At 66.8% G+C, this 15,217-nt stretch carries 8 protein-coding genes; 4 read left to right on the top strand and 4 right to left on the bottom strand.

Going from position 1 to position 15,217, the window contains the following annotated elements; translation table 11 throughout:
- Positions 1 to 42: 42 nt before the first annotated feature.
- The 4 genes from L5014_RS15640 to L5014_RS15625 form a co-directional block, all read right to left on the bottom strand.
- Entirely contained in the window at positions 43 to 777 is a 735-nt protein-coding gene (locus tag L5014_RS15640; protein WP_420800077.1) for a metallophosphoesterase, read from the bottom strand.
- 95 nt (positions 778 to 872) lie between these two features.
- Entirely contained in the window at positions 873 to 2,276 is a 1,404-nt protein-coding gene (locus L5014_RS15635) for a c-type cytochrome (protein WP_238464639.1), read from the bottom strand.
- A gap of 23 nt (positions 2,277 to 2,299) precedes the next feature.
- On the bottom strand, positions 2,300 to 3,904 hold the full coding sequence (locus L5014_RS15630) for a GMC family oxidoreductase (RefSeq protein ID WP_238464638.1): 1,605 nt from the start codon (positions 3,902 to 3,904) through the stop codon (positions 2,300 to 2,302).
- A 140-nt stretch (positions 3,905 to 4,044) separates the two neighbouring features.
- The gene (locus tag L5014_RS15625; protein ID WP_238464637.1) at positions 4,045 to 4,743 is read right to left on the bottom strand and encodes a sorbitol dehydrogenase family protein; all 699 of its coding nucleotides are present in this window, start codon (positions 4,741 to 4,743) and stop codon (positions 4,045 to 4,047) included.
- Positions 4,744 to 5,042: 299 nt separating this feature from the next.
- Here L5014_RS15625 and L5014_RS15620 point away from each other — a divergent pair, with 299 nt between their 5' ends.
- From L5014_RS15620 to glgB, 4 genes are all read left to right on the top strand, one after another.
- Positions 5,043 to 5,699, top strand: coding sequence for a DUF1345 domain-containing protein (locus L5014_RS15620; RefSeq protein WP_238464636.1), 657 nt, complete (start codon positions 5,043 to 5,045; stop codon positions 5,697 to 5,699).
- 275 nt (positions 5,700 to 5,974) lie between these two features.
- Positions 5,975 to 9,517: a maltotransferase domain-containing protein gene (locus tag L5014_RS15615; RefSeq protein WP_238464635.1), complete on the top strand. Its 3,543-nt coding sequence runs from the start codon at positions 5,975 to 5,977 to the stop codon at positions 9,515 to 9,517.
- Entirely contained in the window at positions 9,514 to 12,996 is a 3,483-nt protein-coding gene (treS, locus tag L5014_RS15610) for a maltose alpha-D-glucosyltransferase (protein WP_238464634.1), read from the top strand. Before L5014_RS15615 ends, treS begins: the two co-directional genes overlap by 4 nt.
- On the top strand, positions 12,989 to 15,217 hold the full coding sequence (gene glgB / locus L5014_RS15605; RefSeq protein WP_238464633.1) for a 1,4-alpha-glucan branching protein GlgB: 2,229 nt from the start codon (positions 12,989 to 12,991) through the stop codon (positions 15,215 to 15,217). Before treS ends, glgB begins: the two co-directional genes overlap by 8 nt.

Genomic DNA, 15,217 nt, shown 5'->3' with positions numbered 1-15,217 from the left:
GGCGGGACATGGCAGGACATGGCGCGAAAGGCCAGAAAGCGCTCAGGGCAGCGCCATCTCTGCCGCGCCCATCGCGCGCGCCGCCTGTACGGAAATCGACCAGTGCCGGGGCGTGAGCGCCTCGACCATCGTCAGGCGTCCTTCAGGAATGAACGCACCCGTGTCGATGAACATCTGCGAGCCGATCTGGCGCGGCTCGCGCATCGGAGTGTGTCCGCAGTAAGTGAGCGAAAGCGCGTAATGCGCCTGGGTGGCCGGGTTGAGGGCCAGCTCGCGTCCCCACAGCATGCGCTCGCGCACTTCGGCAACGAACTGGCCGGAGTCGAGTTCGGCGTCGTCGCCGAAAAATTCCGCGTGCAGCACGTTAAAGCGCGCCGCGCCCTCGCCCACCACGCGCACGAGCGGCAACTCGCGCAGCCGCTTCGCATGCTCGGCCAGCGCCTGGTCGGGCAGCCCTTGCGCCCAGCCCCCGCCGATGCCATACCAGCGAAACCGTGCGAGGCGTCCTTGCACGACGGCGCACAGCGCGTCTTCGTGATTGCCGAGCACGGCGTAGAACCAGGGCTTGTCGAGCAGCGCAAGCGCCTCTTCGCACTGGTCGCCGCGATCGACGAGATCGCCCACCGAAAACAGGCGGTCGCGGGTGGCATCGAAGCCGACTTTGTGAAGCAGATAACGCAAGGCGTCCACGCAGCCGTGCAGGTCGCCGATCACGAAATCGCGACCGGCCGCATTGGCTGCGTGATGCTGAACGACAGGAGCAAGAGTAGGCGTCATCGCTTCATCATAGCGCCGCATGGCTACTCCGTATGCGGGCCAATTATCGTTTCGCGAGCGGTTGCCGCACCGCCCGCGCGCGGCACGCCGCGTCGTTATTGCGCCTGCGCCCGCAGCGCCGCCACCTGGTCCGGCGTGATGCTCGCGTGCGGGTCGCCGAACTGCTTCGTCACGTAGTTCGCAATGGCCGCCACCTGGTCGTTGCTTAGCTCGTCGCCGAACGCCGGCATCAGCACGTCAGCGTCCCGGGTCTGGCGTCGCACGCCGTGCAGGATCGTCATCGTCAGATTGCCCGGGCTCGCGGCGCCCGCCACGCTGTTGTGAATGAGCGACGGATACGCGCCCGGCGCGCTCGCGCCCACCCCTGCGCCGGTCCAGTTGTGGCAGCTCGCGCAGTTCGCCACGAATAGCTGTGCACCGTTCACGCTCGTGATCGTGGTGCCGCGCAGCGCGGTGACGTCGTCGTTGGCGGGTTTGCCGAACGAATCGCGCGAGCGCGTCACGCCGCCCGCCACCGGCTGTTGTCCGCGCAAATAAGCGGTGATCGAGCGCTGGTCCTCGGCGCTCAGATACTGCGTGGAGTTCTGCACGACCTCGGCCATCGGCCCGGCGGCGTTCGCGTGGCCGGCGGCCACGCCGGTGGTGAGATAGCTCATGAGCGCGTCGTCGCTCCAGCCGCCGATGCCGCCCGCGCGGTCCGGCGTGATGTTGTACGCCTGCCAGCCCGCCTGCGTCGCGCCCGAGAAGCGTCCGCTCGACTTCAGGCCCTGCATGAAGTTGCGCGGCGTGTGGCACTCCTCGCAGTGCGCGAGCCCTTCGACCAGATAGGCGCCGCGGTTGTACTCGGCGCTCTTTTGCGGATCGGGCACGAAGCGGCCTTCGTCGAAATTGAAGAGATTCCAGAACATCATCAGCCAGCGCTGATTGAACGGGAATCGCAGCGCGTTTGCAGGCGGCTTGTAATGGATCGGTGCGAGCGTGTTCAGGTATGCGCGAATCGCGACCACGTCCTGCTCCGTCACGCGCGTGAACTCCACGTACGGAAACGCGGAATAGAGCCGCTCGCCGCTCTTGCCCACGCCCTCGTGCATCGCGCGCATGAAGTCGGAGTCGGTCCACTGGCCGATGCCGGTGTCGGGGTCGGGCGTGATGTTGGGTGTGTAGATCTTGCCGAACGGCGTGTTGATCGCGAGACCGCCCGCGAACGGCCGGCTCGGGTCGGCGGTATGGCATGCGGCGCAATCGCCCATGCGCGCAAGGTACTCGCCGCGCTTCACGATCTCCGGGCGCGCAGCGGCGTCGCCCGATGCGGCCGGGCCTTCGCCGTGCGCGGCCGGCAGCAGCACTTCGTCGAAGGGGCGCGGCTCCGGATCATGCGCGGCGTGCCACGCCACGTAGAGCGCAAACGTGCAGAACAGCAGCGCGGCAAGCGTGAGGCGAGCACGGTATGCACGCTGGGCACGCTGGGCACGTTCGGCGGCGGACATGTTTTTATTCATCGTCGGTCCTTCTGTCGGCCGCCTCAAAGCTCGCGCCGCAGCTTGTCGGCCAGCTTGAGCGCCAGCGCGGCAATGGTCAGCGTGCAGTTCACGGAGGCCGCCGTCGGCATCACCGCGCTGCTGGCGACGAACAGGTTCGAATGGTCGTGTGTGCGGCAGTCGGCGTCGACGACCGAATCGGCCGGGTTCGCGCCCATGATCGTCGTGCCCATGATGTGGTTGTTGGGTGCGAAGGTATCGTCGAAAGCAACCTCCGTGCCGCCGAAAAGCTGCGCGATCTGCGCGTAGAGTTCGTGGGTATTGGCGGCGCTCTTCTTCACGTAATCGTTGATCGAGTAGTAGATCTCGGGCCGCGGGATGCCGAGCGTGTCCTTGTGCTCGCCCGATGGCAGCACGCGGTTCTGCGGCTCGGGCAGATGCTCGTGGAAGCTGTTGATGTTGAGCGTGCGCGCGGCGCGCTCGCGGATCTCGCGGTCGAGTTCGGCACCCGTCACGCCGTTCTTGATGAGCGCGGCGGTCACGGCCGGCGTCGCCACGCCGTTCGAAAGATGCAGCTTCTTCGCGGCGTAATCGGAACGGAATGCGCCATCGCGGAAGTTCACCACCGAGGTCATCTCCATCGGCCCGCGCCCCGGCCACAATGGCTCGTTGGCAAGGAACGTGACGCCCGTGCCCGGATGGTCCATGAGGTTGCGGCCCACCTGGTCCGAACGGTTGCCGATGCCATGAGGAAATGCATCGCTGGTGGACATCAGCATGAGCTTGGGCGTCTCGATGCCGTTGGCGGCCAGCACGAAGAGCTTGCCCGTCACGCGCGTACTGTTGCCGTGCGGGTCCTTGTAATGCACCGCGGTGATGAGGCCTTTGTTGTCGGCCTCGATGCGATACACCACGGCCTGGGCGATGAGCTGGGCGCCCGCGCGCTCGGCTTTGTCCGCATGCACGACGCCGCTGTACATCGCCCCGATCGGACAGATGGGCATGCAATTGTTGTTGCCGCAGCAAGTCGGGCGCACATCGTAAGGGCGGCTGTTGCGCGCGACGGGCTCGGGCACCACGTGAAAGCCGTTGGCGTTGAGCACGTCGCTAAAGCGCTGGTCCATATACGAGAGCGGCAGCATGCTCATCGGGTAGGGTTTCGAGCGCGGCGAGCCCAGGTCGTGCTGCGCCGGATCCGGGCCCGAGACGCCCAGCTCGGCTTCGGCGGCCAGATACCACGGTTCGAGCGTCTCGTACGGATACGGCCAGTCGCGGCCCACGCCGTACTGCGTCTTCAGGCGGAAGTCGGCGGGCAGCAGGCGCCAGGCGGCTGCCGCCCAGTGCCACGTGGTGCCGCCCACGAGCCGCAAGTATTGCGAGTTGTACGGATAGTCGCCCTTCTGCACGAGGTAGTCGTTGGGCGGCGAATATTGCGGATGCGGCGCATAGGGCGCGGACGGATACGGCGTCGCAAAGTCGGCCTTGGCCGGCGAATTGCGGAAGTTCTCGACGATCTGCCAGCGCGCAAGACGCGGCCCTGCTTCGAGCAGGATCACCGATGCGCCGGCCTGGGCCATCTGGTACGCGACCAGACTGCCCGCCACGCCGGAGCCGACTATGACTACGTCGGCAGAATGCTTGATCGCCATTGTCGTCCCTCGTTGTTCTGGCTTTCTTCGTCTTGTGAGGACCTGGCGCGAGCCGCCCCGCCAACCGCTTTACTGCTTTTTTACTGCTTTGTTAGCGCCGCTTGGTTACCGCCGCTTCGTTGGCGCCTTTATTACCCGCTTTATCTGGCTGCAAACAGCGCAGCCACGGTAGCGGCGGGCATGTCCGCGGGCTTCTTCGTCCAATAGAACGGCACGTCGCGGCAATACGACGGGATCGTCAGCACGTCGCTGACCGGATCGAACATCAGCGCTTTCTCGTAGGCCAGCACCTGCACCTTCGGCATTTCGCCCACGAGCCCGAGATACCACGCGCGCATGATGTCGCCGACGGTCGCGGCGAGTTCCGGCCGATCGGTCTTGAGCGCAGCCGTGACCGTGTCCGAAGGCACGCCGCCGTGTCCCTTGATCCACGTGTCGAGCGCGCCGACGTTCTGCTCGAACTGGCTGCTCGCGCGCGCAAGCGCGGCGTAGATGCGCTGGCCGAGCACGGCGTCGAAGTGCGTGCGGCCGGTCAAGTGCTGGGAGAGTGCGATGAAGGCGGTGTAGCCGCTGTCCGCAGCAGGCGCGACGGCGGCGCCGGAAGCAGCAGGGCCGGCGGCAGGCGGGGCAGCCAGCGCGTCTGCAATGCCGAACGCGTGCTGCGCACCCCGGCCGGCCCACGCAAAAGCGAGCGCTGCGGCGGCGCAAGCGCCCGTCGTGATAGTCACGAAATGGCGGCGGCCCGGACGTTCGATGCGCTCATCGGGCCCATCAGGCCCATCGTGCTCGCCGGTGCGCTGGCGTAGATGATCGGTCCCGTCCTGCGTCACATCGGTCATGGATACTCCAGACGAAGGGTCTATCCCGCGCGAGCGGGGCTACACACTTGCCGCCACTGCCGGCGACGATGCATACGGGAAAAGTTTGCAATCTTGCTCGAACATGCGCGTGTCAAATCCCTTTCCGTATGAAAGGTGCGGATGACGCATCGCGCCTGCAATATAGCGTTTTCTGGGCCAGTTCGACAAACCCCAGGCTGCGATCTCCGAAATAACGCGCTACGGACGAGCCGGTTAAAATCGCTGCAACATTGCGCCCCATTGCGTCCTGTTGCGCCCCTAACCTGTCAATCGATGTGATGAAGCTCCTCCCACAAGTCCTGCGCAACCGTCCGCACATGACGACCGGCATCGCGGTGGGCGTGCTGATCGGCGCGCTCGCGCCGGGTGCGATACGCCCCGTGGCACGCGCGCTGCTTGGCTGGGACGCCGCGATCTGGACCTACCTCGTGCTGATCTGGATTCACATGGTGCGCGCAAGCGAAGACAGCGTGCGCCACAACGCCCAGCGCGAAGACCAGAACGCAGGGACGGTGCTGTTTCTGGTCTGCACGGCAACAGTTGCGAGCATCCTGGCCATCGTGCTCGAACTCGGCACCACCAAGGATCTCAGCATGGCGTCGAAGGTGCTGCACTCGGCGCTCACCGGATTCACGCTGATCGGCGCATGGTTTCTCATTCCCACCATCTTCACGCTGCACTATGCGCGCGTGTACTACGGCTCGGATCCCGCCGCGCCCGCGCTCGCCTTCCCCGACCACAAGCTCAAGCCGAATTACTCGGATTTCTTGTACTTTTCCTTCACGATCGCGTGCGCGTCGCAGACAGCCGATGTCGGTCTGCGCGGCCGTAGCGCGCGGCGCGGCGTGCTCGCCCAATCGATCCTCTCGTTCTATTTCAACATCGCTGTGCTCGGCCTGTGCGTGAACATCGCCGCGAGCATGGTGGGCAACTGATCGCGTATCCACTGAGCACCGACTGAGTCCCAGTGACCAGCGGATGACTCAGTGCCTCGGGCACATGCCTTGCTGGTCCTCCCCCGTGCCTGGACGCCGCGTGTCGCATGCGTGGGTTCCAGTTTGGCTCCGGCCAGCTATTGCACTACCCTGAACAGGGCATGCTGCTCGTTTTGTTCGTGCGGCGCGCTCCGGCAGCCCACGGGCCACGTGATCGCATCCGGTGTTACATCGGCCTTGCATCCATGTCGCCCGACGAATCTGGAATACGACCGATGGAAGCTCCCCACGCCTATGCGCCGCGGATCTATTTCGTTCATTCCGTTCTGGTCGGATCGCTCGACGCGTGGCCTGCGCACTTCGCGCATGCCGCGTCGCTGGGCTTCGACCATGTCCTGATCGGCGCGCTGTTCGCGCCGGGCGCCTCGGGCGACGACCGCATCGTCGCCGATCACACCCGCTTGCATCCCGCCTTCGGAACGCAGGAACGCGTGGACGATGCGGTGCGCCTGCTCGCGTCCGCCGCGCGTGAGCGCGGCATCACGCTGCTCGCGGACCTCACGCTCGACCGCACCGCTGCGGACGGCACGCTCTACGCCGAACATCCCGAATGGTTTCATCCGTTCGAGCCCGAGGACGCGCGGCTCGATCCGCGCCACGGCCATCGCGACGCGAATGTCGCCTATGCCGACTTCGCGCACGCGGGCGCATCGCTTGCGGTGTGGTGGACGCAACTGGCGAGTCGTCTCGCCGATGCGGGCATCGGCGGCTTTCGCATCGACTCGCCGCATCGCGTGCCTGCCGGCGTGCTGCGCGCGATCTTCGACGCGGTGCGCGCGAGCCATGCGCAAACGCGCTGGCTCGCGGCCACGCCCGGCCTCGCGCGCGACGACCTCGCGCGCCTCGAGGACGCGGGTTTCGACGCCGCGTTCACATCCCTGCGCTGGTGGGATTTTTCGTCGAGCTGGCTCATCGAGGAGCACGCCGTCATGCGGCGCGTGGGCTCGCCCATCGCGTTTCCCGAGGCGCCCTATGGCTCGCGCCTCGCGCACGATCTGGAAGGCGCCGGCGACGTGCGCGCCGTCGAGCGCGCCTATCGACGCATGCTGCGCGCGGCGACGGCGCTCGGCACCGGCTGGCTCGTGCCGATGGGCTTCGAATACGGCATGGACGACGCGATCCACCACGACGCACAAGGCGCACAAGGCGCGCACGCATGGGAAGCCGCGAAGGCACGCGCGCCGTTCGATCTGTCCGCCGATATCGCGCACGCCAATGCCTTGCAGCGCGAGACGTGGACGCTGCAAACCAACGGCGCGCTGCGCACGCTCAACGGCCCCGGCGCACCCGTGGCCGCGCTGCTGCGCGGCGACCACGCCGACCTGCGCGAATCCGATGAAGCGCTACTCACGCTCGTCAATCCCTCGCTCGCCGCACCGGTGCGCGTGAACATGGCGCATCTGCTCGATGGCGTGCCCGGCGCCTTCACGCGCTTCGCGCCGCTCGACGCGCAGACCTTGCGCGGTGCGCGCACCACCACCAACCTGAATGCGCTGCACGACGCGAGCGCCGTGCCCGAGACCTTCACGCTGCCCGCCGGCGCATGCTGGATGTTCAGTGCGCTCGCGAGTCCGATGGTCACGCTCGCGCCGCCCGAGGATCTGGCGAAGTCGGCCACGAGCGGCCACAAGAGCGTGCTGGAAGCCATCGCCGCACCGCGCATCGCCATCGAGAGCGTGTCGCCTTCGGTCGATCATGGCCGCTTCGTTGCGAAACGCGTGGTGGGCGAGCGCTGCGAAGTGCGCGCGGCGATCTTCGCCGAAGGCCACGACCGCATCGACGCGGCCGTGCTCTGGCGCGCCGCCGACGAGACCGCATGGCACGAAGCACCGATGACGCCGATGCCGCCCGCCGGCACCGACCTGTGGAGCGGGTACTTTCCGCTCGAACGCATGGGCCGCTATGAATTCGTCGTGATCGCCTGGCGCGACGACTTCGCCTCGCTCGTCGATCATCTGCTGAAGAAGCGCGCGGTGAATCAGCCCGTCGACCTCGAACTCGAAGAGGCGAGCCGTCTGCTCGCGCTCGTGCTCGCGACGGCGGATACGTCGGATGCAGACGACAAACAACCTGCGCGTGAACATACGCGCGCCCACGATGGGCTCGGTGCAATCGTGAAGCGCTTCATGGGCGCCGACACGGAAACGCGCTGCTCGCTGCTCGCCGCGCCCGCCACGGTGGCCGCGGTGCGCGCCGCGCGCCATCGCCCGTTCCTCACGCGCGACACGCAAGTGCAGCGCGTGGACGCCGAGCGCAGCGCCGCGCGTTTCGCGAGCTGGTACGAGATCTTCCCGCGCTCGATGAGCGACGACGAATCGCGTCACGGCACCTTCGACGATGTGATCGCCAAGATGCCGCGCATCCGCGAGATGGGCTTCGACGTGCTGTACTTCCCGCCCATTCATCCAATCGGTCTTGCCAACCGCAAGGGCCGCAACAACTCGCTCACCGCGCAGCCCGATGACGTGGGCAGCCCCTATGCAATCGGCGCGGCCGAAGGCGGCCACACCGCCGTGCATCCGCAGCTCGGCACGCTCGACGACTTCCGCCGCATGGTGGCCGCCGCGCATGAAAACGGCCTTGAAATCGCGCTCGATTTCGCGATCCAGTGCTCGCCCGATCATCCGTGGCTCAAGTCGCATCCGGGCTGGTTCGCGTGGCGCCCCGACGGCACGCTGCGCTACGCGGAGAATCCGCCGAAGAAGTATCAGGACATCGTGAACCCCGAGTTCTACGCGCACGATTCGAAGCCCGATCTCTGGCTCGCGCTGCGCGACGCGATCCTGTTCTGGGTGGACCAGGGCGTGCGCATTTTCCGCGTGGACAATCCGCATACGAAACCGCTGCCGTTCTGGGAATGGATGATCGGCGACGTGCGCGCGCGCCACCCCGACGTGATCTTTCTTTCCGAAGCATTCACGCGCCCGCGCCTGATGTACCGGCTCGCCAAGATCGGCTTCTCGCAGTCCTACACGTACTTCACGTGGCGCGAGTCCAAGCGCGACTTTATCGACTACCTCACCGAGCTCACGCAGAGCGCAGTGCGCGACTTCTATCGGCCCAACTTCTTCGTCAACACGCCCGACATCAATCCGCGCTATCTGCAAGGCGGCACGCGTTCGAGCCATCTGATACGCGCTGCGCTGGCCTCCCTGCTCTCGGGCCTGTGGGGCGTCTATAGCGGCTTCGAACTATGCGAAGCGCGCGCACTGCCCAACAGCGAAGAATATCTGGACTCCGAAAAGTACCAGCTACGCGCCTGGGACTGGGAGCGGCCCGGCAACATCGGGCCGGAGATCGCCGCGCTCAACCGCATCCGCCGCGCGAATCCCGCGCTGCAGACGCATCTGGGCATCACCTTCCTCCCCGCCCATAGCGAAGCCATGCTGTGCTTCGAAAAAGCCACGCCCGCGCGCGACAACGTCGTCGTGGTGGCGATCAATCTCGACGCCCATTCCGAGCAAGGCGCCGACTTCGAGCTTTCGTGGGCAACCTTCCAGCACTGGCAGATCGACGATCACGCGCGCCTTGCCGTGGTCGACGAAATCACCGGCGAGCAGTTCGAATGGCAAGGCCGCTGGCAGCATGTGCGGCTCGATCCGCACGCGCGGCCGTTCGCGATCTGGCGCATCGCGCCCATCGACGGCCTGCCGCGCGCGGTTCCGCCCCCCGACTCGGCAACCCACGCGGCCGACGAGCAGCATGTCGAAGGCCACCCCGAACTGGATCAGGACTTCCCGCCCGGAGGAGCGACATGAAACGCGATCCCGCCTCCCACGAGACGCCGCCGACGCCGCCCCAGGCCGCAGCCACACCGGCACCCGTCACGCACGATCCGACCGCCGCGGAGACCGACGCCCATGCGGAGCACGAGCGGCATGGCACGCACAAGCGCGGCAAGCCCTCGCAACTTTCCGACGACCCGCTCTGGTACAAGGACGCGATCATCTATCAGGTGCACGTGAAGTCGTTCTACGACGCGAACAACGACGGCGTGGGCGACTTCCCGGGCCTGCTCGCGAAGCTCGACTACATCGCGGGCCTGGGCGTGACGGCGATCTGGCTGCTGCCGTTCTATCCCTCGCCGCGCCGCGACGACGGCTACGATATCGCCGACTACCGCAACGTGCACCCCGACTACGGCCAGCTCGCCGACGTGCGCCGCTTCATCCAGGAAGCGCACGCGCGCGGCATCCGCGTGATCACCGAGCTCGTCATCAATCACACGTCCGACCAGCACCCCTGGTTCCAGCGCGCGCGGCGCGCGAAGCCCGGCTCGAACCACCGCAACTATTACGTGTGGTCGGAAACCGATCAGAAGTACCAGGGAACGCGCGTCATCTTCATCGACACCGAACCGTCGAACTGGACCCACGACCCCGTCGCGGGCGCCTACTACTGGCACCGCTTCTACTCGCACCAGCCGGACCTCAATTTCGACAACCCGGCCGTGCTGCGCGAGGTGCTGCACGTGATGCGCTTCTGGCTCGACATGGGCATCGACGGGCTGCGGCTGGACGCCGTGCCCTACCTCGTCGAGCGCGAAGGCACCAACAACGAGAACCTGCCCGAGACGCACTCGGTCCTCAAGCAGATTCGCGCGACCATCGACGCGCATTATCCCAACCGCATGCTGCTGGCCGAAGCGAACCAGTGGCCCGAGGACGTGCAGGAATACTTCGGCCAGGAGGACGAATGCCATATGGCGTTCCACTTCCCGCTGATGCCGCGCCTCTATATGGCGATCGCGAGCGAGGACCGCTTCCCGATCATCGACATCATGAAGCAGACGCCGGATCTGCTGCCGAGCTGCCAGTGGGCTGTCTTCCTGCGCAATCACGACGAGCTCACACTCGAAATGGTTACGGACTCCGAACGGGACTATCTCTGGAACACCTATGCGAGCGACCGGCGCGCGCGCCTGAATCTCGGCATCCGGCGGCGCCTCGCGCCGCTCATGGAGCGCGACCGCCGCCGCATCGAGCTCATCAACTCGCTGCTGCTTTCGATGCCGGGCACGCCCGTGATCTATTACGGCGACGAGCTGGGCATGGGCGACAACATCCACCTGGGCGACCGCGACGGCGTGCGCACGCCGATGCAATGGTCGTCCGATCGCAACGGCGGCTTCTCGCGCGCCGACCCCGAGCAACTGGTGCTGCCGCCGCTGATGGGCTCGCTTTACGGCTACGACGCCGTCAACGTGGAAGCGCAAACGCGCGACCCGCATTCGCTGCTCAACTGGACGCGCCGCATGCTCGCCACGCGCCGCGCGAACCAGGCCTTCGGGCGCGGCTCGATCCGCTTCCTGCGGCCCGCCAATCGCAAGATCCTCGCGTATCTGCGCGAGATGCCCGGCGAGCCCTCGATTCTGTGCGTGGCGAATCTCTCACGCGCGCCGCAAGCGGTCGAGCTCGATCTCTCCGACTTCGCCGGCGCGGCGCCCGTGGAGATGACCGCCGATTCGGTGTTTCCGCCCATCGGCCAATTGCCGTATCTGCTCACGTTCCCGCCCTACGGCTTCCTGTGGTTCCTGCTGTGCCCAGGCGATCAACGCCCATCGTGGAGCCAGCCCACCTCCGAGCAATTGCCCGAGTTCGTGACCGTCGTGATCCGCGAAGGGCAGACCGGGGCAACGCCCGAAAACGTGCGCCTTCTGGAATCCGAAGTACTTCCATCGTGGCTCAAGCGGCGACGCTGGTTCGCCTCGAAGGACAAGGCGCTGCGCGCCGTGCGGCTCGCCGCGCTCACGACCATCCACGGCGCGGGCTTCGCGTTCACCGAGATCGAGGCCGAACTCGCCGACGGCACGAACGAGCGCTACGTGCTGCCCATCGCCATTACCTGGGGCACGGACATCACCACGCCGCTGCATATTCAGCTCGCGCTCTCGCGTGTGCGGCGCGGGCGCACCATCGGCTACCTCACCGATGCGTTCTCGCTGCCGTGGTTCGCCTATGGCGTGCTGCGCAAGCTGCGCGAGCGCGCGGCCGTGCCCACGGTGCAGGGCAGCACGATCCGCTTCGAGCCCACCGACCGTCTCGATGAAATCGATCTCGGTGAGGATCCCGAAGTGCGCTGGCTCGCCGCGGAGCAGAGCAACAGCTCGCTCATCGTGGCGGAGACCATCGTGCTCAAGCTCGTGCGCCGCCTGATCGCGGGCGTGCATCCCGAGGCGGAAATGAGCCGCTATCTAACGAAGCTCGGTTACGCGAACACCGCGCCGCTCTATGGCGAAGTGGTGCGCGTGGACCCGGATGGCGTGCCGCATACGCTCGCGATCCTGCAAGGCTATATCGACAACCAGGGCAATGCGTGGGACTGGGCGCTCGATTATCTGCGCCGCACCGTCGACGACCTTGCGCTCCCCGCCGACGACAGCGACACCGCCGACCAGGCGCACGAAGAGGAGGTGATACAGAACTATGCATCCGTGATCGGTGCGATCGGCAAGCGCCTGGGCGAGCTGCATGCCGCGCTCGCCACGCCGAGCGACGACCCGGCCTTCGCGCCCGAAGCCGCAACGCGCGACGACGTGGGCCTGTGGCTTGCCGATACGAAGAAGATGCTGGCCGAGGCGCTCGACATCGTGGCGCAGCACACCGGCGAGAACGTTCACACGCTCGACGACGACGCGCGCGAACTCGCCCGCAGCCTCGTCGAGCGCCGCGACTTGCTGATGACGAAGCTCGACGAACTGGTGCCGCTCGACGCCTCGACATTGCGCATCCGCATTCACGGCGACTTCCATCTGGGCCAGGTGCTCATTTCCAAAGGCGACGCCTGGCTGATCGACTTCGAAGGCGAGCCCGCGCGATCGCTCGATTATCGGCGTGCGAAGCAATGCTCGCTGCGCGACGTCGCGGGCCTGCTGCGTTCGCTCTCCTATGCGGGCGCGGCCGCGCAATCGACCACGGAAAGCGCCCCGCAGCAGATCGCCGAGCGCAAGCACGCGCTGTTCGAGCGTTTTCGCGGTCATGCCGCCGAGACCTTCCTGAGCCAGTATCGCGCGGCCGTCTCGCAAGCCCCGCTCTCGCTCGTGAGCGCCACTCACGAGCAGGCGCTGCTCGACCTGTTCCTGATCGAGAAGGCGGCCTACGAAATCCGCTACGAGGCCGCCAACCGACCCACCTGGCTCGCCCTGCCGGTCCGTGGGCTCGCCGCGCTCGCGAGCCGCGTGCTCGGCCCTACACAGACCCACGTGCAACCGCATGCGGGAGGAGGCGGACATGGCTGAACGCACCCCCAACGCCGCCCTGCATCAGCACGACATCGACGCGCTCCTCCAGGGACACCACGCCGATCCGTTCGCGGTGCTCGGGCTGCACTGGGTCGACGGTGCGCCCTATGTGCGCGCGTGGCTGCCGAACGCCTCGCAGGTTCGCGTACTCGCGCGCGACCGCGCGCATACGCTCGCCGAACTTACGCTCGTGCATCCCGCAGGGCTCTTCGCCGGGCCGCTCGCCGAAGGCGTGCCGTACCGGCTCGATATCGACTGGCACGGCGTCACGCAGGAAATAGAGGATCCCTATTCATTCGGCCAGCAGCTATCGCAGGAAGCACTGCACCGGCTCGCCGACGGCGACCCCTACGCCGTGCTCGAATGTCTGGGCGCGCGGCCGCTCGTCTGCGAGGGCGTGCCTGGCGTGCGCTTCGCGGTATGGGCGCCGAATGCGCGGCGCGTCTCCGTGGTGGGCGACTTCAACACGTGGGACGGCCGCCGCCATCCGATGCGGCTGCGCCACGAGGCGGGCGTATGGGAGCTGTTCATTCCGCGCGTGGCTGCGGGCGCGCGCTACAAGTACGAGATTCTCGGCGCGCGCGGCGAGGTGCTGCCGCTGAAGTCCGATCCGTGCGCGTTCCAGACCGAAGCGCCACCCGCCACCGCTTCGGTGGTCGCGCCCGTGGAGGCACTCGACGGCTTCACTTGGCATGACAGCGAATGGCTGCAGGCGCGCGCGCAAAAGCAGAACGCGCGCGCCGCCATGTCGGTCTACGAAGTGCATGCGCCCTCGTGGCTCCCCACGCACGCCACGGACGCTTCCGAGCCCCCGCCTGTGCCCGATTGGCAGGCGCTTGCCGAGCGCCTGATTCCCTACGCGCAAGGCATGGGCTTCACGCACCTCGAACTGCTGCCCATCGCCGAGCACCCGTTCGGCGGCTCGTGGGGCTATCAGCCGCTGTCGCAATTCGCGCCCACGGCGCGGCTCGGCGCCCCGCTCGACTTCGCGGCCTTCGTGGACCGCGCGCACGAAGCCGGGCTCGGCGTGATACTCGACTGGGTACCCGCGCATTTTCCGAACGACGCGCACGGCCTCATCGACTTCGACGGCACCGCGCTCTACGAGCATGCGGACCCGCGCGAGGGTTATCACCCCGACTGGAACACGATGATCTACAACCTCGGGCGCCGCGAGGTGAGCGCGTTCCTGATCGCCTCGGGGCTCGCATGGCTGATGCGCTATCACGTCGATGGCCTGCGCGTGGACGCCGTGGCCTCGATGCTCTACCGCGACTACTCGCGCGCGCAAGGCGAATGGGTGCCGAACATCCATGGCGGACGCGAGAATCTCGAATCGATCGCGTTCCTCAAGCGCCTCAATCACGAAACGCAGTACGTGCCGCAGCGCCCCGGCGTGATCACCATCGCCGAGGAATCGACGGCTTGGCCCGGCGTGACCGCGCGCCCCGAGGACGGCGGGCTCGGCTTCCAGTTCAAGTGGAACATGGGCTGGATGCACGACACGCTGCATTACATGCACGAAGACCCGGTCTATCGCCGCTATCACCATCACGAGATGACCTTTGCGATGGTCTACGCGTGGTCCGAGCGCTTCGTGCTGCCGCTCTCGCACGACGAAGTCGTGCACGGCAAGGGGTCGCTGCTCGGCAAGATGCCCGGCGACCGCTGGCAGCGCTTTGCGAACCTGCGCGCCTACTTCGGCTTCATGTGGGCGCATCCTGGCAAGAAGCTGCTCTTCATGGGCGGCGAGTTCGGGCAGATGGCGGAGTTCGATCACGACGGCACGCCGCACTGGGACCTGCTAGACGACCCGCTGCATCGCGGCGTGCAAACGCTGGTGCGCGACCTCAACCGGCTCTATGCGAACGAGCCCGCGCTCTACACGCTCGACGCGGAGCCGGGCGGCTTCGAATGGCTCGTCTCCGACGACTCCGGGAATAGCGTGCTCGCATGGCGGCGCGTGGACGGCTCGGGCCGCGAGATCGTGGTGGTCTGCAACTTCACGCCGGTGCCGCGCCACGGCTACCGGATCGGCATGCCGCAGCCCGGCGAATGGGAGGAAGCGCTCAACACCGACGCCGAGATCTACGGCGGCTCGAACATGGGCAACGGGGGCCTCGTGTGCACGGAACCCGTGCAAAGCCACGGCAAACCGCAATCAGCGGCCCTCGAGCTGCCGCCGCTCGGCACGCTGATACTGCGCCTGCGCCGCTGA

The organism is Paraburkholderia tagetis (genome assembly GCF_022213065.1).
Taxonomy (GTDB): domain Bacteria; phylum Pseudomonadota; class Gammaproteobacteria; order Burkholderiales; family Burkholderiaceae; genus Paraburkholderia; species Paraburkholderia tagetis.
Note: the sequence above shows the minus strand (reverse complement) of the source record. Positions and strands in the feature narration are given on the sequence as shown.